The organism is Exiguobacterium sp. EF_C8, assembly GCF_054956715.1.
The window spans coordinates 1,857,425-1,882,117 of sequence record NZ_CM143264.1; the positions used below are offsets into that span (position 1 = coordinate 1,857,425).

Here is a 24,693-nt window from a genome sequence, read left to right on the forward strand (position 1 = left end):
TTTTTTTACGGTATTTGCATAATCCACTCTGTGATCCATTCTTCCACTTCTTGATCTACATGAGTTACCATCACATAATCGGTAGCACCTCGAGATAAGGCTTCTGCAAGACGATCATCTTCTTGTTCCGTCACGACCAAAACATCAATGATTGAATCTCGTTGTTTTCTCCATTCTTCTAGTCGCAGAAAGTTCTCGATCGCTAATTGATCAAGCGAAAGAATTGCCAGTTGTAGTTGTGTTGTCTGCTGATCGTCTAATGGAACCACTTCGAAGTGGTATTTGGGATGATCGGGTAGATCCAACTGACGGACTTGTTTAAGCAATCTTTCCTCGACACGGATAGACACAGATAATTTTTCAATCGATATTGCCGTAGAGTAGGAAAGGACTTGGTTACGTCCATTACGTTTTGCTTGATATAACGCTTCATCTGCCTCCGCCGTCGCTTGAGCAAGCGTCGTATGTATATCAAATGAAAAGGATAGACCAATCGAAACAGTAATTTTTAATCCATTCGCAAAAACATGTCGTTCGATACGTTCACGTATTTTATTCATATTAGCGATTGCTTGAGGGAATGTTTCTGCTGAAAACAGTAAAATGAATTCCTCACCACCGAAACGAATGAACTCATCGTCGAGACGAGCCGCTTGTTGAACGACGGTCGCTAGTTCGGATAGGACTAAGTCTCCTGTCGGATGTCCATGTAAGTCATTGATTCGTTTGAAGTGATCAAGATCAAAAATCGCTAATCCAAATGTTCGTTGTTCACGTTCTAAACGTGCTGTGCGACGATCAAATGCATTCTGAAGGTATTTCCGATTATAAGCCCCTGTCAATTCATCGACCAAAATTGTTGACGATACAACTCTCAGTTTTCGTAAAAGTCGCGCAAGGCGGACATGACGTTCTTCATTCCTCACAGTTTCATCCCAATAATCATCGGCCCCCATCTCATAACTACTTTGTCGGACTTCTGATTGGCTCGGACCGACGATGATGATCGGAACGAATGCGGATTCCATCTGCTTCATGAGCTTTTTGAACACTTCCACTGAATCAGTGATACATGCATAATCGATGATGACGGCGTCCATCGTAATGTCGTGTGACATTGATAAGGTATCTTCTACCGAGCTAAAAAAGCGTGACATATAGCGCGCTTGTTCCAGTGACTTTTTCCATTTAATATTCTCAAGAAAACGTTTTGTCACAGTGACGACTAATTCCTTTCGGACCCGGTTAGCACGTGAGCGCTCTGATAACTGATCGACGATAGGTTGCAATAATTCTTTGACGCTTGACTGATCAATGACAACGTCTACTCGTTCCCAAGTAATTTTTTCATGGCTTACTTGATCGGCGAGTCCCTTAAAGAGTTCCTCTCTGCCGAGTCCTTCCATCCAGCTCGCCAATGCAAGCAATTCTGATCGTGGTACAGCCGGCATCCGAAGTAATGTCTCTACCATGTTGATCGTTTGCTGTAATTGTTTTTCTGCCCGCTTTCGATTTTGCTCCATGCAATTCCCTCTCTTTCTATAGATCCGAATAACGTTTCTCGGATAAAGAGAAAGCGAGGGAATATCCCCCGCTTTTTCAACTCATGCTTTTAAGTTCGGACGAACCATGTCTGCTGGTACAATCCATTGATCATATTGTTCTTCTGTTAGTAATCCTGTCGCAAGTGCCGCTTCTTTTAATGTCGACCCTGACTGATGCGCCGCTTTCGCAATTTTTGCCGCATTCTCATATCCGATATGCGGATTGAGCGCTGTTACGAGCATCAGTGACCGTTCGACGTTCTCAGCGATGACGGACTGCTCAGGTTCAATGCCGATCGCACAATGGTCATTGAACGAATGCAAGGCGTCTGTAAGTAAACGAACGGATTGAATAAAGTTATACATGATGACCGGCTTGAAGACGTTTAGTTCAAAGTTACCTTGACTTGCAGCAAAACCAATCGTTGCGTCATTTCCGAGGACTTGCGCAGCGACCATCGTCAATGCCTCACTTTGAGTCGGATTGACTTTTCCTGGCATGATTGAGCTCCCTGGTTCATTTTCTGGAATCGTGATTTCACCGATTCCTGCTCGTGGACCAGATGCAAGCCAGCGGACGTCATTTGCAATCTTCATCGCGTCCATCGCTAGTGCTTTGACAGCACCATGTGTGAAGACGAGTTGATCGTGGCTTGTTAAAGCGTGGAATTTGTTTTCCGCACTCGTGAATTCATAACCCGTCTCTTCACTCATCTTCTTCGCTGCCAAATCACCAAACTCAGGATGCGCATTAATCCCCGTACCAACTGCCGTACCGCCGATTGCTAGTTCCGTTAATGGATCAAGCGTCCGTTCGATCATTTGCTTCGAAAGCGCAAGCATCCGGACCCAGCCGCTGATTTCTTGACCAAGTGTGATTGGTGTAGCATCTTGCAAGTGTGTTCGTCCGATTTTAACGATATCCGCAAAAGCCTTTGCTTTTTCATCAAGGGTCGCATGCAGAGCATCGATAGCTGGGAAAAGTGATTCCAATAAGACTGTTTTTGCCGCTAAATGCATCGCTGTTGGATATGTATCATTTGAACTTTGTGATTTATTGACATCATCATTCGGATGAATCGTCGTTTCACTGCCTTGTTCCTTTAATTTGCGTGTCGCGACCCGAGCGATCACTTCATTGACGTTCATATTAGACTGAGTACCTGAACCCGTTTGCCAAACGACAAGCGGAAACTCATCATCGAATTTCCCCGCGATGATTTCGTCACATACTTCAGCAATGGCACCAGCTTTTTCTGTCTCAAGCACACCTAAGTCGCGGTTCGCAAGCGCCGCTCCTTTTTTCAGGACTGCAAAGGCACGAATGACTTCAATCGGCATTTTTTCCGTTCCGATCTTAAAGTTTTCTAGACTACGTTGTGTTTGTGCGCCCCACTCCTGCGCTTCCGGTACACGAATTTCCCCCATCGTGTCACGTTCTACACGGTATTCCATAAACAAATTCCCCCTTTTGATTACTTCTCTTCTAGTTTACCGGAAAGCTCGCAGAATGGGAATGAGGGAGACAGTTTTGGGGAATAGTTTATTATCGAAAAGGAGTGAAGATTTCATGTGGTTAATAAATTTAATAATTGTTTTATTATTGATTCTGGCGAACGGTATATTTGCGATGACCGAACTTGCTTTGCTCTCTTCCAAACGATCGAAATTAGAAAAAGCAATGGATGATGGTAAAAAATCAGCCCATGTCGCATTAGAGTTGCTGGATCGACCGACTGACCTGTTATCGACTGTTCAAGTCGGCATCACGTTAATTGGAATCGTCAATGGTGCATTCGGTGGTGCCGCGCTCTCCGGTCCTGTCATCAATTGGCTCGCACAATTCGGATGGATCGCTCCTTATGCCAGTACAATTGGTTATATTCTTGTCGTGACAATCATCACCTATATTTCGCTCGTCATCGGTGAACTCGTTCCTAAACGTGTTGCTCTTGTCAGTCCAGAACGAGTTACGATGTGGCTCGCCCCACCGATGCGCTTCTTCTCGATCGTTCTTCGACCATTCATCTGGGTTTTGAGTAAATCGACGAGTTCCATCTTCCGCTTGATTGGCCTCGATCGATTGCAGACGAAAGACGAGACGGAAGACGAAGTCCGGCAATTACTAATTCGTGGCACGAAAGAGGGAACATTTAATCGTTCAGAAGCTGAGCAAGTTTCTCGTGTCTTTGATTTTCATGATTTATATGCATATGAACTGATGGAGCCCAGAACGGTTACGGAGTGGATTGACTTAGCTGATGAACCCGACACGATCCTACAAGAGCTCCGACAAGCGCGACACCGAAACTTACCGGTCGGTCACGGGGATTTGGATCATTTTGTCGGATTCATCGATGCAAAAGAAATACTATCAACGGAACATCCTGTCAAAGAACTTGAACGATTAATTCAATCTCCACTGATTGTTCCCCGCCAACTGAAAGCAACCGTTTTACTTGAACGGATGCGGAAGGAAACTGTATCGATTGCATTCGTTTTAGACGAGTACGGTGGTTTTCTTGGCATGATCACCTTGTTCGATATTCTCGAAGCATTCGTCGGCGAGATTTCAAGCGTCGAGGAAGAACCGGAACTCGTCATGCGGAAAGACGGTTCGTTCCTAGCGGACGGATTATTGCACATCGATGATTTAAAACGAACGCTCGGCTATACAGATGACTTACCCGGTGAACAGTTAAACGCCTATCATACAGTTGCCGGTTTAATCCTGTATATGTTAGGTGATGTACCAACGCGTGGAAGTGCTGTCGTGATTGGATCATACCGATTTGAAGTCGTTGACTTAGACGGACGTCGCGTCGATCAAATCCTGATTGAGCGAATCGAACATGAACAAACACCCCTTCCATAAGGATAGGGGTGTTTGCCTTCAATTATGCTTCGTATAATCGTAATGCCTCGCGTGCGACGCGATCTGCTTTATTCTCAGACCGCGGAATCCACTTCACGAAGGCGAGTGGTAAGAGTTGATAGCGTTCAAAAGCAGGATCAAAGATCGTCTGCGTTCGTTTATTCTTGACGAATTCACGTTCGACCGCTAATGCAACCGCTTCTGAATCCGTCCGAAACGAAATGACGCTTTCTCCTTGAGTAATTAGTTCGTGCGCCCACTCGACGGCTTTTGCAAATGCGATGAATTCTGCTTCATGATTATTAATTGCTTGAATTTGATACATTTTTTCTGTGACTTCGCCCTCGGAGCTTTTGCTAAACAGTCCAACCGCTGCTTCGTCGTTTGAGGGACGGACCGTTCCGTCAAAATAAAGTTCAACCATGTTCAATTGCCGCCTCGATTCCTTTTCGTATCGCTTGCTCATCTAGCCCTTTTCCAATGAAGACGAGCGTCGTCTTTGGTTGTTCGCTAAATGGTTCTCGGATTGCTGTTCCGTAAATCATCCCTGTCCCTTGTAAGATTACTTTTCGTTCTGTATCTGCAAAATGGATGATCCCCTTATAACGATAGAGATCTTCCGCGTAGGCTTCTAACACCTCACGTAGGACCATACCGAATCGATTTCGATTCAATGGTCGTTCCTCAACGATCGTTAGTGCCGTAAAATCTTCGACGGATTGATGAATCTGATCTGTTTGTTGGCTGAGTCGCACTTGTTCTTCTTTTGGAAAATGGAATGTTTCAAATAGTCGATTTGATTCCAGTTGTCCCTGTTCCGTTTCAATGATGGCTGCAGATGGATTTCGTTCGCGCAGCAAAGCAATCAACGTTTCGCGTTCTGATGCTTTAATTAAATCCATCTTATTTAATACAAGTACATCAGCAAATCCGATTTGTTTCACATTTTCTTGGAACGTCAATTGTCGTTCTAAGTGATACGCATCGATGACTGTGACGACACTTGAAATCTGATAAGACTGTTCAACGGCTGGTTCAAAATAAAATGTCTGAAGAATCGGTCCTGGATCAGCGACACCAGTCGTTTCGATCAATAATCGATCGAATGATAGTTCCCCATCACGGCGACGTTTGGCAATCCGTAGCAATGCATCCCGTAAATCACCTCGAATAGAACAACAGATGCAACCATTTGTCAATTCGATCATCTCTTCATCGCTTCGCTCAATCAATGCTTCATCAATGTGAACAGAACCTACTTCATTGACAAGCAACGCAAACTTCTCTGTCGGTTGAGAAACAAGATGGTTGAGTAACGTGGTCTTACCAGCACCTAAAAAACCAGTAATGACGGTCGTACGTATTTTGTCTTGCATGATTTCACTCCTTAGCGTCCTTGTTGCTGACGCCATTTTTCTTTTCGTGCATCGAGCAGATCAATCGCATGAAGATACCAGGCATCCGCCGTTTGCGGCGTAACACTTGATCCCCACTCGCGTTTCCCATGGTGTGATAATACCATATGCATGAGACGGTGATAGACCGCTCGTGGTAACCGAATATCTTCTTCTCGAAGCGTTTGTTCGAGCACGAAGCATCCGTATGGCATATGTCCTATAAGAACACCATCTGGATCAAGCGCAATACCTGCTAGTTCTTCTTCTTCTTCGGTTACGTGTAACAGTCTCGAAAAACGATCTGTCGATGCACCTGCATGTGTATATTCCCATAGTTTACCGATATCGTGCAATAAAATACCGAGCAACAATTCATTCGGATTCGGTCGTTGATCTAACAGAGCAATTCCTTTTGCTGCTTGATAAAGCGCATCAAAGCTGTCATCCCAAGAAAATTGACGCATCTCTCGTTCAGATGCTTGGAATAGTTCATTTTTGTGATCGGCCTCTGCTTCTTGGATACATTTCAGCAATGTCAAATACGGTTGTTCACTATCACAGATTCCTTGACCAATCGTCATCATACAGGCAGTATGTTTTAATAATCCACCGATATAGGCATGGTGATGAAATAAGGCAGCCGGTCGCGTTGAAAAGTCCGCCCAGTACTGTCTCAGAATCGATAGTGCGATTTCTCGGTAAGGCGTATCTAGTTGATCGATCAATCCAAGTAACTGATCACGATACGTTTCAAGCGACTCCTCTGACGGTAGCTGCGGCAAGAACTGCGTAGGTGAAGCATCATAAATCGGTGTGACGCGTTGAACCGTCAATGATTTATTACCGGATTGCGGCGGATACTCTTCTACTTTTGCTTCGACTCGAACAATTCGTGTCTCGAGATATGGACGGAGTGCTTCTTCTGCTGTTCCTTGATTGATCCATTGTTTTCCTTTACAAGATCCAGCAGGCGAGTTGAATGTAAACTGTAACCACTCTCGTCCGGTTTGACCTGTGCGAATTTCACCCGAGGCAACGAGTAGTACTTCTTCGATTCGCTCACCAGGAACAAGTGTATCTAGCGAAAGTCCAATCGGTTGATTTGATTGATTGATAGAAAAAGCGTCATTTTCATTAGAAGGCATCGTCACTTCTGGAAGCGCCTTGAATAATTGTATCACTTCATCTCACTCCTTTTTCTTCATCCATATCATAGCAGAGACGATTTCATCACGACTACTATCAAACATATATTGTAAGCGTTTTCTAAATGAATTATGATGAACGTGGAAGTCAATTTTTATGCTTAAAGGAGGAGAAACGATGATTCGACCACTTACTCATTTATACAGCGAAGCTGTCGTCACACACGATCAATTGGATCCATCCAAAATCGTGACACGCGACCAGATTCGGCAAGCTGTTCAATCGTATGATCCGTACCAATCGCATACGTCGCATGCACTGGAAGAGTTGTTGCTTCATGAGTTACGTCAGGCATGTCATTGTGTTAAAGAAGAAGGACTATCCTTGGCTGATATGCAGACGGAATTGTTGATCCTCTCTGCTTTCCAATGTGATGCAGGTTATTTAGCAGAAGAAATTCAACATATGTCACCGACCGCTATCAAACGACATCTTTCTACACTTGATGCCGCTTTCAATCGACTATTGCATCAACTGTTTTTACATCAGTCGCAACCAGACATTCTTTGTCAACGGTTTATGACAATCCTCGCGGGTGCAGTCGCTACAAAATGTAAAATCCGTGCTAAGCGTCTCAAGGAAACCATGCTTATTCATCCATAACAAAAAAATCCTGACTCGTATGAGTCAGGATTTTTCATTCAACGACCTGGCATTCCAGCTCCTTGATTGGTTTTGTATGAAAATGCGGCGTTCCGCTTCGTCATATTCTATTGTCATCATGCCAAACTATTCAAGTCTTGTCAATTCTTTTCTAAAAAAAGTGGACCGATTTTCGATTGAAAATCAGTCCGAATGGAAGAGTGAATAATTACCATGGCAATGCTTGATTTCATCATACAACGCCATGGAAGCGTTTACAACCCTTTTCCGTTAAATTTTTTCAAGAAAATATTCGTTTGCGAGTGGTAAGTGGATGACTTCGATTCCACTTTGTCGCATCAGGTTCAATCCGTCCCCATATTCATATCCTGTCGAATAGACGACACGATCAATTTTAGAGGCAATGAGCGCTAAACTACACGCATGACACGGACTATGTGTGACGTATGCTGTCGCATGACGCGCACTCGTCGAATCGGCAGCTAGCTTACCGAGTGCATTGATTTCAGCATGAATCTCATGCTGCTTCGACCACTCATGATGTTCCTCTTGATTTTCACAACGATAAAAGAGAATCCCGTTTCGTTCAATCGACTCTTCAGTAATCGGATGGTCGGATCTTGATGTATAGAGAATACCCTCTTGCTTTAAGTAAATTTCATTACAATTCACATGCTGACTGGGTGTTCCGTTTATCCCGATCGAAATCGGCTTTTCGTCTTTGACGATGACACAAGCAACGGATTTTGAGGCACATTTTGAATGACGATCTGCCATCATCCGCGCAAATAATAACCATGTTGTGTCCCACTTCAATTGCTTCTCTACTATATTCATTTAAAATCCTTCCTTTCATGAAGGAAAGGAACACGAAAATTCGTGTTCCTTAGTATGGTCGATTCGGTAATTCTCTACTTTTTGAGGCAACTTCGATGACTTTTTGTTTCAATTCGTTTTCCATTCGTTCTAATTCATGCTCAGCGTCGCGACGTTTTTGTTTTCCTTCTTGTTGAATGCGTAATGTCTCATCAAGTGTCTCAATCAAGTTTTGGTGTGCCACTTTTAATGATTCGACAGAAACAATTCCTTTTTCGTTTTCTTCCGCAATTTCAATCGACGATTCTTTCAGTAACTTCGAATTTTGCTCAAGTAGCTGATTCGTCGTGTTGGTGACATCCTTTTGCATTTCGAGTGCTGCTTTTTGACGTGATAAACTTAAGGATAAGACGACTTGGTTCTTCCAGAGCGGAATCGTATTGACGACTGCCGATTCGATTTTTTCCGCTAATATTTGGTTGTTTTGTTGAATGACGCGAATTTGCGGCGCCATTTGCAAACTGATCGTTCGTGATAATTTTAAATCATGGATTTTCTTTTCGAAACGGTCCGTCAATTGAATCAAGTCATTTAATTCCTGTAACTTCGTCTGATCCCGAGATATCTCGACTTCTGTCCGTAGCGGTTCGATTTCATGCTGACGCACATGAGCGATTTTCGTCTCGCCAGCCGCAATATAGACGTTCAATTCTTCAAAATAACGTTTATTTTTTTGATACATTTGGTCGAGTAAAGTGATGTCTTTCATCAATCCAAATTTCGATCGATCAAGATTGTGTACGACTTCTTCGAGATAAGCACTCATTTTCTCATACTGCAAGAAATACGTTTCTGCTTTTTTCTTTGCTCGCCCAATAACCGGAACGTTCGACCAGAAACTCTTTTTTTCTTGAAGTGTGTCTGGATCCATTTGACGTACACGTTGCATTAAATCACTCAGCAGTTTTCCTGCCTCCCCGCCGTCCTTCATTTTTACTTCACTTAAGACTTGATCGGAGAATTGAGAGAGTTCACGCTGGACGGGTGCTCCAAATTGCATGACGGCATCCGTCTTTTGAAGATCGATTACTTGCAGCAAACGTTCGATCTTTTGTCGTTGTTCTGCTGGAACATCCGAAGGAATCATCTCTTCGACAGGGCGTGCCGGCATTTTAGGAGGTGTCTCCGCTATATTTAGATCGACCGACGGATCGGAGATCGTTGGTTGATCTTGCTCATCAGGCCATTGTTGCCACGTTTCTTTATCAGAATGGGTCATGTCGGTAACTCTCCTCCTGTTTTTGTTGTTCGGTCTCTTGTGCTAGAACCTTTTCAATCGTCAAGAGTTCCCGTTCTAAATCAACGGTATCCCCTTCGAGCAATAAGGTTTGTTGTTGTTTTAATTTTTGACCAATCATTTTCAAATTCGAAATCAGTTGATTTTTCGTATCAACTTGAACTTGGGCACCTCGGCGTTCCAGATCGGCGTATTTTTCTGAAATCGATAATAAGGAATCTAGGTAGAATGTAAAGAAGTCTCGGACTTTTTTGACGTCTCGTGGACTTTCATATAACTCTTCGAACAATACATGGGCTTCGCGTGAAACCATTCGCATCTCACTTCTAATTTCACCATCTCGTATGGAGGGAACGATTTGATCATACGTCTGGATTTTCACAAATCCTTCCTCAATCGTCCGTTGCAAGACTTGAAGTTCTAAATCATCCGTCTCCTCAAAGCGTCGTGTCGCCCGCTCGGGTTTTAAGATGACACTGCCCACAAACTCATCTTCGTCATCGAGTAGTAGTTTCTTTTTGACATTTTTCCGCTTGATTTCGGTCGATTTTCGTTCAGTCCGATATCGTCGTCCTGGTTTAGTCCGGTAACCACTCCAAATGAACCATAACCCAAGTGCGATGAAGATTCCCGAAAAGTTGAACGTATCAGCCAATTGTAAAAATACGAACATCATACCGATGGAGCCAAATATCCACCATGAAGACTTCATATCATCCCCTCTTCCTTCTTGCTGATTCTTTTATCAGGTCTACGTGTCTTTATTTTAACATTACGTAACGTTTAACAAAAAGTTTCCCGTTTTCCCGAAATGTTACGCCTCGTATATTTATATTTCAACATACTTTTGCAGTAATGACATCAGACCGAAGAACGAACTGTTCGCCTTTTTTTATATCAACTCTTACGATAAAGAAGGTAGTCGACACACGTTGTCGACTACCTTCCGAGAGTTTTATTTATATATCATCCAAAAATTGGCCAGATGAGAATAATCAAAATCGCAATCGGACTCAAGTAGCATACGCTTACCCGCCACACAGGAACGATTTTTTTCATGAATGGACTTGTTACTAGCTCCTGCTCGATAAGAGTTCGGTCGAGTTTGTAACCGGCAAAAATTGAAATCAATAATGCACCAATCGGCATTAGAATGTTTGAGACGAGGAAATCAACACTGTCAAAGAATGTTTTCCCCATGAATTGTGCATCACCTAGAATTCCAAACGAGAGTGCAGATGGAATCCCGACGATGGCGATTGCGAGTGTCGCAAGCCAAGTCGTCCGCTTTTTATCGCGCATCGTCGCGTTTTCTTTTCGATCCGTCAAGGAAGCAACGACGACCTCAAGCATCGCAATCGATGAAGTGATCGACGCGAAAGCGAACAACAAGAAGAATAGTATCAAGAACAACGAACCAAATTGAATTTGGCTGAAGACGGTCGGCAAGACGATAAAGAGTAACGCTGGACCTTCTGCCGGGTCAAGACCTGAAGCAAAAACGGCTGGGAAAATCGCAAATCCTGCTAATAATGAGACGGCTACATTCATCGCAACAATCCATGCTGCCGAACGGTTAATTTCTCCACGTTCCTTCATATAGGATGCATACGTCAGCATCGCTGATACACCGAGCGATAAGGAAAAGAACGCTTGCCCAAGGGCACTCAGGACAGAAGTTCGGTTGAGCACCGAGAAATCAGGCTGAACGAAAAACTTGACGCCTTCCATCGCACCATCAAGCGTTAACGATCGTAAGACTAGAATGATGAAACACACGAATAATAATGGCATCATGATCTTACTCATTTTTTCAATACCAGATTGAACACCACGTAAAACGATCCAACATGTCAGAGCGAGGAAAATCAATTGCCCCGAGATGACATAAAGCGGTGAGGCTGAAATCGTTCCGAACAATTCACCGAGTGCTCCACTATCCATTGTCGTTAACCGACCTGTAAAACCAAGAATGGTATAAATTAAGACCCAGCCTCCGATGACGCTGTAGAAAGAGAGCAACAAGAAACAGGCGATGACACCCAGGACACCAATGAACGTGAACTTCTTATGACCAAGCGCCGAGAACGCTTGAAGTGCCGTTTTCCCACTCGTTCGACCGATTAAAAACTCAGCAATCAAGACAGGCAATCCAAGTAGCAAGGTAAACACGAGGAATAAAAGTAAAAAGGCGCCCCCTCCGTTTGTTCCAGTCGTATACGGGAATTTCCAAATGGCCCCCAGACCAATGGCGGATCCCGCTGCTGCTAAAATAAATCCAACTTTTGAAGCCCATGCGTTTCCTTTCATGGTGCTCCACCTCCTTTTCAAAATACTTTTTCATTGTACAGAAAGAAATCATGAAAGTCATCCTTTATCAAATATTTTCTTTAAAGCGTCAAAGCATAACCGCATATACGCATTGCATGAAAATAAAAAAAGGTCGAATATTATCTCGACCTTCTCTCGACTCAATTTGTATTAATCAGTGCCACCATACATTCGAAGATATTCCGGTAACACTTTGACGGTAATTGGCGTATGGATGGCTTTTTCACCATCTGTATCAATGACTTTTGCTTCTTTTGTCTTTAATTGAAATCCGCTCGTCAAGATATGGGTAAAAGATGGATCATTGGCGAGACCAATTTTTTGAAGGATGACGTCCCGGATTGTCGTCAGATTTACCTCATCAACAATTACCAAATCTAGTTTTCCATCATTATAAGCTCCATCCGACAAATTCGTCTCGATTCCACCCAGTGATTCTCCATTTGCTGCCAGAATCAATACTGCTTCACCTGTCATATGACGACCTTCATCTAAAATTAATTCATATTCGAATGGTTTTGCTTCTAAACTCGAGCGAATCGTCGATAAATAATACCCCATCTTCCCAAGACGCGCTTTTTCTTCTGTATCGATCCCAATCGATGCTTCGGCGACGAGACCGACACCGAGAAAGTTCAAGAAATAGCTATCTCCGACTTGCCCAAGGTCGACTTGAACGACATGTTGCATAGCAATTGCTTCTGCTGCAAGCCGTGGCGCCATCGGTAAGCCAAGTGTTCGTGCGAAATCATTACACGTACCTCCAGGAATAATGCCAAGTATCGGGCGATTTTCTAATTTCGCTACACCATTGATCGTCTCAAAGACCGTCCCATCTCCACCGATGACGACGACAGCGTCAAACGCGGATGATTCTTCCGCAAAATGCATCGCATCTCCTGCTTGTTTTGTATTTCGAATGACGATCTCGTCGAACAACGTACTTAACGGTTCGATGACTTCTCCAAGTAATCCTGAACCATTCGTACCGGCTGTCGGGTTACTGATCAGTAATAGTTTCATTGGATGATGCCTTCCTTCTTCAAGTAATCGCGGGCGACCGCATTTGCAGTTTTTCCACCATACGCGACAGCTTCGTTCATTTTCGACATCTCTTCATCGGAAATCTTACCCGATAATTGCTCAAGCGCTTGTTTTACCTCTGGGTACTCATCGATTGTCTCTTGACGAAGTAAAGGTGCTCCTTCGTACGGTGGGAATAATTGCTGATCGTCTTTTAAAACAAGCATGTCGTATTTCGCAATCTCTGGATCGGTCGAGTACGCATCAATGACATCGATTTCACCAGATTCAATCGCTTTATAACGCAATTTCGGTTCCATCGTGACGACCTTATTGAAATTGACATCATATTTATCTTGGATTCCTTTATAACCATCTTGGCGATCCTTGAATTCTAATGTAAATCCAGCCGTCAGTTGATTCGCGACCTGTTTTAAATCAGAAATCGTCTTTAAATCGTAGCGTTCCGCTAATTTCTTCGGAACGGCTACAGCATAGGTGTTGTTATAGTTCATTGGTGGCAATAAGGTCAAATCTTGTTTTTTTAGACCGGTTTTCGCCTGTTCGTATACTTCTTTTGCATCGTTTGATTTTGGTTTTTCATTCGTCAAACTAGCGAGCACCGTTCCTGTGAATTCTGGATAAGCATCAATGTCTCCTGACTCAAGTGCTTTATAAACGAATGTCGTCTTCCCGAAGTTTGGTTTGACTTGAACCTTTAAATCCGTCTCATCTTCGATGACGATTTTATACATATTCATTAAGATCTCCGGTTCCACGCCCAGTTTTCCGGCAACGACGAGATCTGGTCGTTCGCTACGGCCGAATGCGAAAGGTGCGATGACGATTGCGACCATTAAGACGACTGCCGTCACGAGACGTGCCGTCTGCCGCTTACGAGTTGCGACTTCCGTTTGGCGTAGTAAACCGTCAAATAGAAGAGCAAGGAGAGCTGCAGGAATCGCACCAAGCAAAAGGAGATAGTTATCATTACGGTCAATTCCAAGGAGAATGATCGACCCTAGTCCACCAGCACCGATCAAAGCGGCAATCGTTGCCGTACCAATGATCAATACCATCGCCGTTCGAATTCCGGCCATCATGACAGGCAAAGCTAACGGAAGTTCGACTTTCCATAGACTTTGCATCGGGGTCATCCCACATGCGCGTGCCGCCTCTTTGATTGAAGGATCGACTTCGGCGAGACCTGTATATGTGTTTCGAACGATTGGTAATAAAGAATAGAGAACAAGTGCAATGATAGACGGGACTGTACCAATTCCGACAAGTGGAATCATCAGACCAAGTAGCGCTAATGATGGAATCGTTTGAATGACGGAAGTCACACCAATCGACCACTCACTCAGACGTTTATTCCGTGATAAGTAGATCCCAAGCGGAATGGCGATGATACATGCGATAAGTAACGAAATGACCGATAGTTGAATATGCTCAATTAACGCTTGAAGCAATTCACTTTTCCGATCTTGATACGTTTCAATCAGGCCGTTCATTCGACTTTCCCCCTGACTTGACGCATGAACTCTTGAACAAATGGATCATTACTCGCTAGTACTTCTTCCTTTGTTCCGATGAAAGCAATCTCCCCAGCATTCATCAGACAAATGCGACTGCCCAGTTTTAATGCCTCGTTCATATCGTGCGTAACGAATAAAATTGTTTTTCCAAGCTCTTCGTTTAGATGCAACAAATCATTTTGTAATTGTTCACGTGAAATTGGATCAAGGGCGGAGAAAGGTTCATCCATCAAGATGACGTCTTGCTCTGCTGCGAGCGCACGCATGACACCGACACGTTGTTGTTGCCCCCCCGAAAGTTCACTCGGATATTTCTTCTTAAGCGATGTGTTTAAACCTGTCAGACGGAATAATTCATCGACTCGACGCGCCACCTTTTCTTTGTCCCACTTTAATAATTCTGGCACGACACTGACATTTTCTTCGATCGTCATATGTGGAAAGAGGGCAATCTGTTGTAAGACGTAACCGATTCGCCGCCGCAATTCATGTTCGTTGATTGACATGATCGGCTCACCGTCGATCCAAATTTGACCCTCTGTGTGATCGATCAATCGATTGACCATCTTCATCGTTGTTGTTTTTCCGCAACCCGATGGACCAATCAAACAAAAAATCTCACCCTGATCAACGGTGAAGTTAACGTGTTGCACCGCTTTTGTTCCATCCGCATACGTTTTGCCGACATCTTTGAACTCAATCACTCCTCATCCCTCGTTTCCCCTGTTTATTATCTTTGTAAAATTCCCCTTTCTCTCGTATTCTAAAACCTATTTTGACCAATTGATCTCTCGTTTCCTAAACAATTTGTTTTACAACCGAATACTGATTCATCTTTACTAACACAAAAAAAGACGATGGAGTTTACCCATCGTCTAGTCTCGATATTCATTTATTCGAACGTTACCGTCACTTGGCGGCGTCCCCATTCTAGTGCTTCTTGTTTTGATCCTACTAGAAGGTCCATGATTCTTCCACGAATCGCACCACCTGTATCGAGTGCGATTGCGTCACCAAAACCTTCTACATGAACTTTTGTTCCAAGCGGCACGATAGATGGATCAACAGCCACGATCCGACGACCTTCATATGTAATCGTATTCGTGACGTCATAACCTGATGCCGTTAAGGCACGACCATTATACAAGCGGCTTCCATTGTTTTCTGGATTTGTCGTATACGCTGTCGTTTCAAATGTTACCGTACGTTTTGATGAACGATCCGTCTTCACTTGCTTCCGGCTTTGCTTCGCAGCTTGTCGTGCTCTCTTTTTAGCATTTGCTTTCTGCTCCGCTTCTGCTTTTTGTTTGGCTACGGCTTGTAATCGAGCTCGCTTTTCTGCCTCAGCTTGTTCCCGCTTTTTTTGAGCAGCTTGACGTTTCATCTCTAACGGATTTTGTACGATCGTCTTCTCTGTTCCAATCCCGATTTGTGCCGCTGAAGCTTCATGATGCGGCAAAAGAATAAATATGAATCCCGCTAAACAGAGGGATAATAGGAATGATGTTCGTTTCATGTTGGTGCCAACCTTTCTCGCCGTTTTACGACCCGCACACCGTATCACGGCGACAAACCGTTTGAAAAGCGAACACCATGATTTGAAATATATCTGTCAAAAAGTAACGAAATGGTTACACGCTTACAAAAAACGCTCTCATTCGTTGTGTAGCAACGTTTTTATATTTTGTAACCGTTCTGTTACGATTTATCTTTTGTTACTCTTTTGTAATAAATGTATCTTTTCGATGTTTTCAGTCATTTCGATTGACCTATCAATACTCCAGCCAATATCATATTTCATTATTATTCATTTTTTTGAATGAACATAAAAAAAGCACACCATAGTAGCTTGGTATGCTTTCATGTATTATTTTGTTTTACGTTCTAACAATTCGATCTCTGACTTTAACAAGACTTGTTTTTCAAATTCTAAGCCGAGTGCCTCAAAGTTTTTCGTATGGGATACATCACCGACGACCGTATTTGTCAATACAGCTGTTACTTCCGCAACCCAGCCTTCTTTTGTTTTTACCATATCACCAACGATATAATCGAATAACTCTTCTGTTTCTTCCATTTGACTCATCTCCTGACACGTTCAATTACAGTTAATCATATAAAATAACGACCAAAAAAGCTAGTCACGCGTCAATTGAGCTAAGAACTGGCGCAAGATTTTAGCGGTTAATCCCCAAATTAGATAATCCCCGTGCTCATAGAAATGCTCCGTGACTGTATACGTACGATCGAGATATGCTTCTCGATTCGCCATTCGTTCGGTCGGCACTTCCTTACCAGGGCGTATCCGCCACTCCATGTCCCCTTTGATTGGTTTAGAAGTCATCAATTCTGTCAAGGATACGAGAAAGACATGATCGACTTCTGCCGGTGAAGGATTAAAATCCGTTGCATGTAGAATACCAAGATACGGATAAATAATTGACCGGTTCGGTGTCACGAGTGGTTCGAGCGTTCCAATCACTTCAATCTCGGAAGCACTGACATTTAATTCTTCAACCGTTTCACGGATGGCTGCTGCTTTCGGTAATTCACCAATATCGATCCGACCACCCGGAAAAGCGATTTCCCCTGGTTGCGAACGTAGGGTTTTGGCTCGTACTTGAAATAACAGATAGACTTCGCCATCCTGTTCAACCAAAGGAACGAGTACGGCTGCTGCATGTCGAGGTAAACGTTCTTCTGAATCTACATAGTGTTTTCGGATATCGGCTAAGTTCACCTGCTTCATCGCCCTTCTTGTGCAACATGATGATACGCTTCTTCAAGATGGCGCATACGAACGATCAGATCCGCATTTTTAGCGATCCGGTCCGATAAAATCGATCCCGCTACCGTCTTGTAGTAGGCGTTTAAAGCATTGCGCTTTGTCAGATGAGCCTCGTTCTGACGGATATATTCCTTAAAATTCGCAATCAATCGTTCTGTCGTAAAAAGTTGTTCGTTCACAAGTTTCATCCTTTCACACGTCGAGCGTGTCATCAATAGTTTAATGGTAACGAGTTTTGGCTAAGATGTAAATTAAGGGGGGTTATCCGTGAATAAAAAATTAGATGTCCTCATTATTGGTGCCGGACCAACCGGTTTAACACTCGCACTCGCACTCTCGCGCTATGGATTATCCTTCCGCATCGTCGAACGTGCAAGTGGACCATCTGTCGTCTCCAAAGCCATCGGCATTCAAGCACGTTCCCTTGAATTGTTCGCAAGACTTGGCGTGGCAGAAGATTTAATGGAAAATGCGATTAAAATCAATCAAGGAAACCTCTATGTTAATGGTGCATGGCAGGCAAAGCTTGATTTTACTGATTTAAATACACCTTTTCCGTTTGTTACGCTCTTGCCTCAAAGTGAGACGGAACGGATTCTCGAAGCACGACTCGCCACTTACGGACATACCGTTGAACGAGAGACGGAATTAACAGGATTCGCTCAATTCCCAACGTTCGTTACTGCTACCTTACAACATAAAGGAGAGACAGAGACGGTAGATGCTTCCTTTATCATCGGAGCTGATGGCGCGAATAGCTTTGTTCGTCGAGAACTTGGACTTCCATTTAGCGGAAAATCGTTCAAAGAGTCGTGGGCATTGGCCGATATCGAAGTCGACTGGCCACTCTCTTCCGAAGAGGTCCACATTTTCTTCTCTGATCATGGGGTCATCGAGTCTTTCCCACTTCAGTCGAATTTATTCCGCATTACGGGCAATCTAACGAGCGGACCTGTTCCGACTGATCATAAAGCGATTGATGATTTTTTACAAAATCGAGCCAAAGTACCGTTCGAGCTAAAAAAAGTCCATTGGTACTCCATGTTCCGTGTCCATAATCGAATTATCGAGAAATTTGGTCACCATCGAATTTATTTGATTGGGGATGCGGCACACATCAATTCCCCTGTCGGTGGTCAAGGAATGAATACAGGGATTGCTGATGCGATGAACCTTGCTTGGAAACTTTGGTGTGTGCATCAGTTCAAAGCGAGTTTTCCGTTGCTTGATTCTTACAGTGTCGAACGCCGCGAAGCGGCACAAGGTATCTTACGATCAACGAATTTAGCAACCGAACTCTTGCAGATCAACATTCCGTTTTTGTTGCCTCTACAAGAAAAAGTCATTCGAAATAGTCTCAAGATCGCACCCTTACATCATTTCGTGACAAATCGAATTGCTCAACTCAACAGTCACTACCCAGCAAGCCTGACCTTTGTCACGCAAGGACACTTCAGTCCATTGACACCTAAGCCGGGTGAACCGATGCCCTACAGTGAAGTCGTACATCCGCGGACGAAAAAAAATGAACTCTTGTTACGTCGCGCGGATCGAAATTTCTTATTACTGTTGTTCTTACCAAAAAACGCAACTGACGATCTTCTTGAGCCATTTAAGGAACTCGCCTATACCTATCCAGATCTATTTGAGACAGTACCCATCCATCAATCCCTTAAAGAGGATGGCGTCGTCGATCAAGGTGGCGAACTCGCACGACGCTTCGGCATTAAGCAATCCGGACTATATTTGATTCGCCCTGACGGTTATATCGCGTATCGCCAGCAAGGTTTAAAAAGTAAATCGTTCGCCCGTTATGTTGAACGTTTACTTTATGCGCGCTAACTCGGTATGATAGAAGATGAGGTGAAGGCAGATATGGATATACAACTGATTCGAACGATTTTGATCATTCTTCTGATTGTGGCATTTCTTGTCATCGTCAGTAGACGAGCGAAGGAAAATCTTCGATGGTCGCTTCTCGGAGAAGCATTCGGTGAAAAAGGAGAAGATTTATTGAAGGATGCTGCTCGACTTGAGGCAGCTGATCTAGACATTCGAGTCGAACGCGGCGTCAAGACTTCGTTTTTATTCCGACGCTTCAGTAAAGATTTAGACGATCGCGTAGCGGTGTATGTCTTAAAAGAAGACATGGATCAAGCCGAGAACATCCTTGCGTCTCGACCAAGACGATAAATTTAAATAAAAGGCAGTGAAGCGTTCGCTTCACTGCCTTTATTCATTCCTGTTGCTGCGCGAGATAAAACGCGACTTGTTTTCGTTCTTGCTCTTGAACAGGAGAGGATTTCTTTGAAACAATGAACGCTCGCACATCTTTGAATGTATGACCCGTCGGAAATTTAATTCGTTCCGTCCGCATCTGTGGTGCATTCGGAAAAAGTGTGATGCCATGAATCGGTATGACGATCCCTTGTTTTTTTAGCGTTTTTCGAACCATTTGGACAATTCGTTTCGATTGATTAATCGGATGGGGTGAAAACACCTTTTTCCCATGCATAGGATCGATGACATGACAGGATTCTTCCGTCATCCATTCTACGACTGCATCGTTTTGCAACACAAGAAACAACCCTTTTGGACCAATCAAAGCAAAGGGAATGATAATCGTTTCAGTTAGACGTATACGTTCAAATAACATCCAATCAAAACGACATACCTGACGGATTTCATTGCAGAGCGCATCTGTTTCATGCGTCATCGTATTCACTTGCTTACTTGCAAAAAAGCGACGGCGTGGTGGTGCCGGAACAGAAGCAGTCATGACTTGTAACATGATTCATCATCCTTTGTAATATGTATTAGTAGTTATCTTAACACCGTTTTCGTATACATGACGATTCTTTCAAAAAGAAGGAAATCAAAAAAGACATTTCTGACGATTGGCAGAAATGTCTTTTTTCATTAGTCTTGATGAGGGCGACCGAAAACCGCCTTCTCAAGATTCGAAATACGACGTAACATATCATAATTGGATGAACTCGACACTTGTGGTTCAACGTGTTCAACACGACGCTCTTCCCGTTTTTCTGGTTGAGCAGGTGCTTGTTTCAACGCCTCATTCTCTTTCTTCAGACGCTCGATTTCACGTTCGAATCCTTCATAGTCTTTAATGATTTGATCCAAGTATCCATCGACATCCTCGATGACATAGCCACGGAGGCCGGTCTTGAATTCCTTTTTGTAAATATCGTCCGCTGTCAACAATGGCTTATACATCCTCTTCACTCCCACTGATCATTGTATTGTAATTCTTGTTCGAGCCAAGATAAATCATCTTGTGTAATCAAAAATAACTGATAATCGGATTGTTCCATTTCCATTCTAGCACGCTCTACTAAAAATTTCGCTGATCCTCCATGCTCTTCATCAAAAACCGACAACAATCCTTGGCTTTTTTGGATCATGAATTCAGTTTTATTGCGCAACTGCGATGGATCCGTATACGGTTTCTGACTGATTGCTTCGACAAAGTCAGCTTGTTCAAGAATCGAAAGATACTGTGCTTGGACTGGTTCTTTCCAGCGCGCTTCCTGTTCTAAAAACGGCAAGAGGATACCAAGATGAATATCTGGATACTCTTCTTTTAATTCAAGAACGACCTCGCATGCCCAGATTTCGCATCCAGGCGAGGCATTCGTAATGAACCACTCTGTTCCACGGTCTTCAATCAAGCGAATCATCCGCTCTCGGTATGCTGCCTTTAAGACCCGGATACCCGGGTGTTTTTGATCAAAGATGCCTAGTTCATTTGGTTTGTATCCTGTGATGGCGACTACTTTCACGAGTTACACTTCCTTTTTAACCGACGTTCTCGATGATCCAGTTCAGCTAATATTCGTTCTTTTTTAGTGATTAACCAATGATGCCGTTCGACGTGTTGTCGTGCTCGTTCCGTATAATCATAAGCAAGCACAGGATTTTTTGCAATGTGCTCTGCCCACTTCGCAAGTTCGAGATACCCCAAGTAACTATCGCTTTTTAAAAAGCAGTCTCTAGCTTGTTCATGGTTCTTCATTTTTTTATGCAAATACCCTTGGCGTAGCCATCCTTCTGCTGATAATTCTTTAACCTGCTGAAAATGAGCATGGGATCCTTCATGGATTCCAAGATCCGCTAACCAAATCGCGATGTTCTCTTGAATAGGAGAAGGTGCTCCCGCCCGATGCGTGACAAGACGGTTACACGCATCATACAGTCCAACGAGCGTTAAACAGTCATCTAGATGATGTTGTAAGACGCCCGTCATGATTTCCGGTTGCTGATGTTCAACATATTGGAAATAATGCATTGGTGCCAAAAAACCAGGTAGGTCACCTTCCCGCTCGAATCCAATCCGCTCTTCCATCGCTGTCAATCGATACGAGTCATACATTCCTTTAAAAATGCGCCGCGCAACATGGAGTAAATCAAGATGACCGACTTTCGGTAATCGTGGAACACGTTCCCGAACGAAAACGTGTCGTGTCTTGATTTGCGGCCAATCAAAGCTTTTTCCATTATAGGTCACGAATCGGACATCATCCCCGATATCATGCAGGAAGTGATGGTAAAAGGCAGCCTCAAAGTGCGGATGCGGTAAGAAATATTGTCGCATCAACAATCCTCCCTGCTCAAAGCGCGCAAACCCGAGTAAAAAAATCGTCGTTCCGGCTCCCCGCAATCCTGTCGTCTCCGTATCAAAGAAGATGACCTGCTCAAGTGGGACATCCAGCGCAAGTGGTGGATGAGGAAGCTGTAAAGACTCATACACTTCGGCAAAACTCCGGTCTCCATGCCGGTCCGTCAAAGCATAGCGTTTGTCGACCCTGACAATCCACTCTTGTTCGAATGTTAAGATATCCGCCCCACGATCAATCCAGGCTTGTTGCTCTTCAGTCCATCCGCTTGTTGGCTTTAGCGTTTCCACTTCGAGGACAGAAGGCTCTATATTCTCCGATGAGACGTCTGATGTAGATTTTAGCATTCGTCTAAGACGATTTTTCATGATAATTCCTTCTCCATTTCTGCTAACAACTGAATCGTTCGTTCTTTCTCGTCTGCTACGCCGACCATGCCGATACAAGCAGGACAACCGTCCTGGCAAGGACATGTGACAATCGAATCACGCGCTGCGCGTAGCATGACACCGCGTTGTTTGTAGATTGATTCCGCGAGACCAACGCCTCCAGGATAACGATCATATAGATAGACGGTCGGTTGCTGCGTGTGTGTCGCCTTGACTTGCGGCACGACGAAGACATCACTAGCGTCACACATCAAATAAAGCGGAGCAACACGTCGTAAACTATTCGCGACACCTTCCAACACTTGTTCAAGCTCCGTCGAGGAGCGTGCATGATCGGGTAAGGTGAACCAGACACCTGTCGTATGAATCTCTCGTTCTGGTAAGTGAATCGGACCAGACCCGATGTTCTCATGTGTTCCGAACTTGATTTTCTTGAACATCGTCGCCATCCCCCGAACACTGACATCTCCACGCGCAACACTGTATTCTCCCTCTGCATACTGTTCATCTTCTTCGAGAACGGAAAGGTCGACTGAAAAATTAGCATCTGTATAATAATCAACGTCTACTGCACGGACGAATGCTTTTTTCTCCTCAAAATCCAAGTACTCGACTTGGTATTGATCGGCCCCATGCAAATAAATGGCCTCGTCATGTAACAACGTCATTGCACTAAAGGTATCCATCTCGCCGATGACTCGATTCGGTACCTCGGTCTGATCGACGATGATGACATTCTCTTGATCACTGGACCGTAGCGATATCCCGTGTGCTGGAAACGCGTCATTCATCCAATAAAAGCGATTGCCTCGCTCGTGCAGGACACGCTCTTCGACTAAGTACTCGAGGATGTCTTCCGTCTCAAGCGTTCCAAATGATTCGCCTTTCGTAAAAGGCAGTTCAAACGCCGCACATTTGACGTGATCGACGGCAATGATCAAATTATCTGGATCAAGTCGCGCTGCTTCCGGGGATTGATTCAAGAATAACTCTGGTCGTTCTGCAACATATTGATCGAGCATACCAGATGAGGCGACAAGAATGATTAGTGCATCATCTTGCCGACGCCCCGCTCGTCCTGCTTGTTGCCAAAGTGAAGCAATCGTACCTGGATAGCCGTTCATGATACACACTTGCAGTTGACCGATGTCGACACCGAGTTCAAGAGCATTTGTCGAGACGATACCTGTGATTTCTCCTTGGCGTAACCGTCGTTCGATATCGCGACGTTCACTTGGTAAATAACCTCCCCGATACCCTTCGATGGATCGAGGACCAAGCTCGTGCGGATAGATACTTCTCAGATACGTCAGTAAGACTTCGACGCGGACGCGAGACCGAGCAAAGACGATTGTCTGAAACTTGTTCTTGATGAAGCGCATCGCTAATTGTTTTGTCTCAAGTGTCGCCGAGCGTCGAATACCGAGTTGTGCGTTGACGATCGGTGGTTGATAGACGAGAAAATGTTTACGTCCTGTCGGCGCACCATTCTCATCAATTAGTCCGACTGTTTTCTCCGTTAATCGTTCGGCTAGTTCCTTTGGATTTGCAATCGTTGCACTTGTCATGATGAAGACGGGATTACTGCCATAATACCGACAAATCCGTCGTAAGCGACGAATGACATTCGCGACATGACTGCCAAAGACACCGCGATACGTATGAAGCTCATCGATGACGATATATTTTAAGTTCTCAAATAGTTCGATCCATTTTGTATGATGTGGTAAGATTCCGGAATGTAGCATATCTGGATTCGTAATGACGATGTTCCCGGCTTTTCGTACTTTTGTTCGAATCGTCGGTGACGTATCTCCGTCATATGTGAAACAACGGATTGGAGCCTCTAATTGATCGATCAGTTCGAGTAACTCACTATTTTGATCTTGTGCCAGCGCTTTTGTCGGGTACAGATACAACGCTCGTGCGTTTGGATGTTCGAGCAAGTGTGATAAGACCGGTAAATTAAAACAATAGGTCTTTCCCGAGGCGGTTGGTGTGACGATGACCGTCGACTCGCCTGCTTGTACGCGTTCATACGCCAATCCTTGGTGACGGTATAACTGAGTGATGCCACGTGTCCGGAGGGCTTGGCGCAAGCGTTCCGGTAACTGTTCTGGAAAATCGACATAGCGTCCCGCTGTCGCTTCCATCGTTTTCATATACGTAATCCGCTCCATGAATGAACGGTCCTGTTTCAATTCTTCAAGAAATGCAACGAGCGTTTGTTTCGCTTGCATGCCTTCACTTCC

The 24,693-nt window shown here is 44.0% G+C and carries 25 protein-coding genes; 4 read left to right on the top strand and 21 right to left on the bottom strand.

Translation table 11 applies throughout. The annotated features are described in order from the left end of the window. Positions 1-5 precede the first annotated feature (5 nt). A complete protein-coding gene (locus ACY2IG_RS09990) occupies positions 6-1,523 on the bottom strand; it encodes a diguanylate cyclase (protein WP_462617847.1) in 1,518 nt (505 codons plus the stop codon). 81 nt (positions 1,524-1,604) lie between these two features. Further along, complete coding sequence (fumC, locus tag ACY2IG_RS09995; protein ID WP_035407319.1) at positions 1,605-2,999, bottom strand: class II fumarate hydratase; 1,395 nt, start codon at positions 2,997-2,999, stop codon at positions 1,605-1,607. Positions 3,000-3,114: 115 nt separating this feature from the next. Between fumC and ACY2IG_RS10000 the strand changes: the two genes are divergently transcribed. After that, on the top strand, positions 3,115-4,419 hold the full coding sequence (locus ACY2IG_RS10000; RefSeq protein WP_035407316.1) for a hemolysin family protein: 1,305 nt from the start codon (positions 3,115-3,117) through the stop codon (positions 4,417-4,419). 22 nt (positions 4,420-4,441) lie between these two features. Here ACY2IG_RS10000 and ACY2IG_RS10005 read toward each other — a convergent pair whose 3' ends face one another. Genes ACY2IG_RS10005 through ACY2IG_RS10015 form a run of 3 tightly spaced genes read right to left on the bottom strand, consistent with a single transcriptional unit; the run spans position 4,442 to position 6,997 of the window. Further along, positions 4,442-4,843 carry a reverse transcriptase-like protein gene (locus ACY2IG_RS10005; RefSeq protein ID WP_035407314.1) on the bottom strand — a complete coding sequence of 134 codons (402 nt, stop codon included), beginning with the start codon at positions 4,841-4,843 and terminating at the stop codon, positions 4,442-4,444. Beyond that, entirely contained in the window at positions 4,836-5,795 is a 960-nt protein-coding gene (locus tag ACY2IG_RS10010) for a CobW family GTP-binding protein (RefSeq protein ID WP_035407311.1), read from the bottom strand. Before ACY2IG_RS10010 ends, ACY2IG_RS10005 begins: the two co-directional genes overlap by 8 nt. Positions 5,796-5,806: 11 nt before the next feature. Next, positions 5,807-6,997, bottom strand: a complete 1,191-nt coding sequence (locus ACY2IG_RS10015) for an HD domain-containing protein (RefSeq protein WP_214854342.1) — start codon at positions 6,995-6,997, stop codon at positions 5,807-5,809. 142 nt (positions 6,998-7,139) lie between these two features. Here ACY2IG_RS10015 and ACY2IG_RS10020 point away from each other — a divergent pair, with 142 nt between their 5' ends. After that, positions 7,140-7,625 (top strand): hypothetical protein, encoded by a 486-nt coding sequence (locus ACY2IG_RS10020; protein ID WP_368914744.1) that lies wholly within the window; start codon positions 7,140-7,142, stop codon positions 7,623-7,625. A 270-nt stretch (positions 7,626-7,895) separates the two neighbouring features. On the opposite strand, the gene ACY2IG_RS10025 is transcribed toward ACY2IG_RS10020, so the two are convergent. From ACY2IG_RS10025 to yvfG, 11 genes are all read right to left on the bottom strand, one after another. Continuing rightward, on the bottom strand, positions 7,896-8,462 hold the full coding sequence (locus tag ACY2IG_RS10025; RefSeq protein ID WP_290775019.1) for a deoxycytidylate deaminase: 567 nt from the start codon (positions 8,460-8,462) through the stop codon (positions 7,896-7,898). A 49-nt stretch (positions 8,463-8,511) separates the two neighbouring features. Then, entirely contained in the window at positions 8,512-9,720 is a 1,209-nt protein-coding gene (locus ACY2IG_RS10030) for a toxic anion resistance protein (RefSeq protein WP_035407301.1), read from the bottom strand. Continuing rightward, the gene (locus ACY2IG_RS10035) at positions 9,707-10,450 is read right to left on the bottom strand and encodes a 5-bromo-4-chloroindolyl phosphate hydrolysis family protein (protein ID WP_035407298.1); all 744 of its coding nucleotides are present in this window, start codon (positions 10,448-10,450) and stop codon (positions 9,707-9,709) included. Before ACY2IG_RS10035 ends, ACY2IG_RS10030 begins: the two co-directional genes overlap by 14 nt. A gap of 254 nt (positions 10,451-10,704) precedes the next feature. Continuing rightward, positions 10,705-12,048 (bottom strand): sodium-dependent transporter, encoded by a 1,344-nt coding sequence (locus tag ACY2IG_RS10040; RefSeq protein WP_035407296.1) that lies wholly within the window; start codon positions 12,046-12,048, stop codon positions 10,705-10,707. Positions 12,049-12,219: 171 nt separating this feature from the next. Then, positions 12,220-13,092 (bottom strand): diacylglycerol/lipid kinase family protein, encoded by an 873-nt coding sequence (locus ACY2IG_RS10045; protein ID WP_056062134.1) that lies wholly within the window; start codon positions 13,090-13,092, stop codon positions 12,220-12,222. Next, a complete protein-coding gene (locus tag ACY2IG_RS10050; RefSeq protein WP_056062137.1) occupies positions 13,089-14,606 on the bottom strand; it encodes an ABC transporter permease/substrate-binding protein in 1,518 nt (505 codons plus the stop codon). The genes ACY2IG_RS10045 and ACY2IG_RS10050 overlap by 4 nt, the downstream gene beginning before the upstream one ends. Beyond that, on the bottom strand, positions 14,603-15,334 hold the full coding sequence (locus tag ACY2IG_RS10055; RefSeq protein WP_035407287.1) for an ABC transporter ATP-binding protein: 732 nt from the start codon (positions 15,332-15,334) through the stop codon (positions 14,603-14,605). Before ACY2IG_RS10055 ends, ACY2IG_RS10050 begins: the two co-directional genes overlap by 4 nt. A gap of 188 nt (positions 15,335-15,522) precedes the next feature. Next, positions 15,523-16,146, bottom strand: coding sequence for a 3D domain-containing protein (locus tag ACY2IG_RS10060; protein ID WP_035407284.1), 624 nt, complete (start codon positions 16,144-16,146; stop codon positions 15,523-15,525). 351 nt (positions 16,147-16,497) lie between these two features. Then, a complete protein-coding gene (locus ACY2IG_RS10065) occupies positions 16,498-16,707 on the bottom strand; it encodes a hypothetical protein (RefSeq protein ID WP_023468601.1) in 210 nt (69 codons plus the stop codon). Between the two features lie 60 nt (positions 16,708-16,767). Next, a complete protein-coding gene (locus ACY2IG_RS10070) occupies positions 16,768-17,379 on the bottom strand; it encodes an NUDIX hydrolase (RefSeq protein WP_035407281.1) in 612 nt (203 codons plus the stop codon). Further along, positions 17,376-17,597 (bottom strand): protein YvfG, encoded by a 222-nt coding sequence (yvfG, locus tag ACY2IG_RS10075; protein ID WP_035407279.1) that lies wholly within the window; start codon positions 17,595-17,597, stop codon positions 17,376-17,378. The genes ACY2IG_RS10070 and yvfG overlap by 4 nt, the downstream gene beginning before the upstream one ends. Before the next feature lie 88 nt (positions 17,598-17,685). Between yvfG and ACY2IG_RS10080 the strand changes: the two genes are divergently transcribed. Further along, a complete protein-coding gene (locus ACY2IG_RS10080; RefSeq protein WP_035407276.1) occupies positions 17,686-19,260 on the top strand; it encodes an FAD-dependent monooxygenase in 1,575 nt (524 codons plus the stop codon). 33 nt (positions 19,261-19,293) lie between these two features. Further along, a complete protein-coding gene (locus tag ACY2IG_RS10085) occupies positions 19,294-19,611 on the top strand; it encodes a hypothetical protein (RefSeq protein WP_035407272.1) in 318 nt (105 codons plus the stop codon). A gap of 43 nt (positions 19,612-19,654) precedes the next feature. Here the strand turns inward: ACY2IG_RS10085 and ACY2IG_RS10090 are convergent, their stop codons facing one another. The 5 genes from ACY2IG_RS10090 to ACY2IG_RS10110 form a co-directional block, all read right to left on the bottom strand. Beyond that, complete coding sequence (locus tag ACY2IG_RS10090; protein ID WP_462617848.1) at positions 19,655-20,209, bottom strand: nuclease-related domain-containing protein; 555 nt, start codon at positions 20,207-20,209, stop codon at positions 19,655-19,657. Between the two features lie 128 nt (positions 20,210-20,337). Next, entirely contained in the window at positions 20,338-20,652 is a 315-nt protein-coding gene (gene gpsB, locus ACY2IG_RS10095) for a cell division regulator GpsB (RefSeq protein ID WP_035407267.1), read from the bottom strand. Positions 20,653-20,657: 5 nt separating this feature from the next. After that, entirely contained in the window at positions 20,658-21,218 is a 561-nt protein-coding gene (locus tag ACY2IG_RS10100) for an SLOG family protein (RefSeq protein WP_035407264.1), read from the bottom strand. Continuing rightward, entirely contained in the window at positions 21,215-22,399 is a 1,185-nt protein-coding gene (locus tag ACY2IG_RS10105; RefSeq protein ID WP_462617849.1) for a ribonuclease H-like domain-containing protein, read from the bottom strand. Before ACY2IG_RS10105 ends, ACY2IG_RS10100 begins: the two co-directional genes overlap by 4 nt. A gap of 17 nt (positions 22,400-22,416) precedes the next feature. Further along, positions 22,417-24,681 (bottom strand): DEAD/DEAH box helicase, encoded by a 2,265-nt coding sequence (locus tag ACY2IG_RS10110; RefSeq protein ID WP_462617850.1) that lies wholly within the window; start codon positions 24,679-24,681, stop codon positions 22,417-22,419. Between the last annotated feature and the right edge of the window lie 12 nt (positions 24,682-24,693).

Bases quoted from the DNA above. Each gene is read 5' to 3' on its own strand.
- ACY2IG_RS09990 (WP_462617847.1), bottom strand. From the start codon at position 1,523: ATGGAGCAAAATCGAAAGCGGGCAGAAAAACAATTACAGCAAACGATC.
- fumC (WP_035407319.1), bottom strand. From the start codon at position 2,999: ATGGAATACCGTGTAGAACGTGACACGATGGGGGAAATTCGTGTACCG.
- ACY2IG_RS10000 (WP_035407316.1), top strand. From the start codon at position 3,115: ATGTGGTTAATAAATTTAATAATTGTTTTATTATTGATTCTGGCGAAC.
- ACY2IG_RS10005 (WP_035407314.1), bottom strand. From the start codon at position 4,843: ATGGTTGAACTTTATTTTGACGGAACGGTCCGTCCCTCAAACGACGAA.
- ACY2IG_RS10010 (WP_035407311.1), bottom strand. From the start codon at position 5,795: ATGCAAGACAAAATACGTACGACCGTCATTACTGGTTTTTTAGGTGCT.
- ACY2IG_RS10020 (WP_368914744.1), top strand. From the start codon at position 7,140: ATGATTCGACCACTTACTCATTTATACAGCGAAGCTGTCGTCACACAC.
- ACY2IG_RS10025 (WP_290775019.1), bottom strand. From the start codon at position 8,462: ATGAATATAGTAGAGAAGCAATTGAAGTGGGACACAACATGGTTATTA.
- ACY2IG_RS10030 (WP_035407301.1), bottom strand. From the start codon at position 9,720: ATGACCCATTCTGATAAAGAAACGTGGCAACAATGGCCTGATGAGCAA.
- ACY2IG_RS10035 (WP_035407298.1), bottom strand. From the start codon at position 10,450: ATGAAGTCTTCATGGTGGATATTTGGCTCCATCGGTATGATGTTCGTA.
- ACY2IG_RS10040 (WP_035407296.1), bottom strand. From the start codon at position 12,048: ATGAAAGGAAACGCATGGGCTTCAAAAGTTGGATTTATTTTAGCAGCA.
- ACY2IG_RS10045 (WP_056062134.1), bottom strand. From the start codon at position 13,092: ATGAAACTATTACTGATCAGTAACCCGACAGCCGGTACGAATGGTTCA.
- ACY2IG_RS10050 (WP_056062137.1), bottom strand. From the start codon at position 14,606: ATGAACGGCCTGATTGAAACGTATCAAGATCGGAAAAGTGAATTGCTT.
- ACY2IG_RS10060 (WP_035407284.1), bottom strand. From the start codon at position 16,146: ATGAAACGAACATCATTCCTATTATCCCTCTGTTTAGCGGGATTCATA.
- ACY2IG_RS10065 (WP_023468601.1), bottom strand. From the start codon at position 16,707: ATGGAAGAAACAGAAGAGTTATTCGATTATATCGTTGGTGATATGGTA.
- ACY2IG_RS10070 (WP_035407281.1), bottom strand. From the start codon at position 17,379: ATGAAGCAGGTGAACTTAGCCGATATCCGAAAACACTATGTAGATTCA.
- ACY2IG_RS10085 (WP_035407272.1), top strand. From the start codon at position 19,294: ATGGATATACAACTGATTCGAACGATTTTGATCATTCTTCTGATTGTG.
- ACY2IG_RS10090 (WP_462617848.1), bottom strand. From the start codon at position 20,209: ATGTTACAAGTCATGACTGCTTCTGTTCCGGCACCACCACGCCGTCGC.
- gpsB (WP_035407267.1), bottom strand. From the start codon at position 20,652: ATGTATAAGCCATTGTTGACAGCGGACGATATTTACAAAAAGGAATTC.
- ACY2IG_RS10105 (WP_462617849.1), bottom strand. From the start codon at position 22,399: ATGCTAAAATCTACATCAGACGTCTCATCGGAGAATATAGAGCCTTCT.
- ACY2IG_RS10110 (WP_462617850.1), bottom strand. From the start codon at position 24,681: ATGCAAGCGAAACAAACGCTCGTTGCATTTCTTGAAGAATTGAAACAG.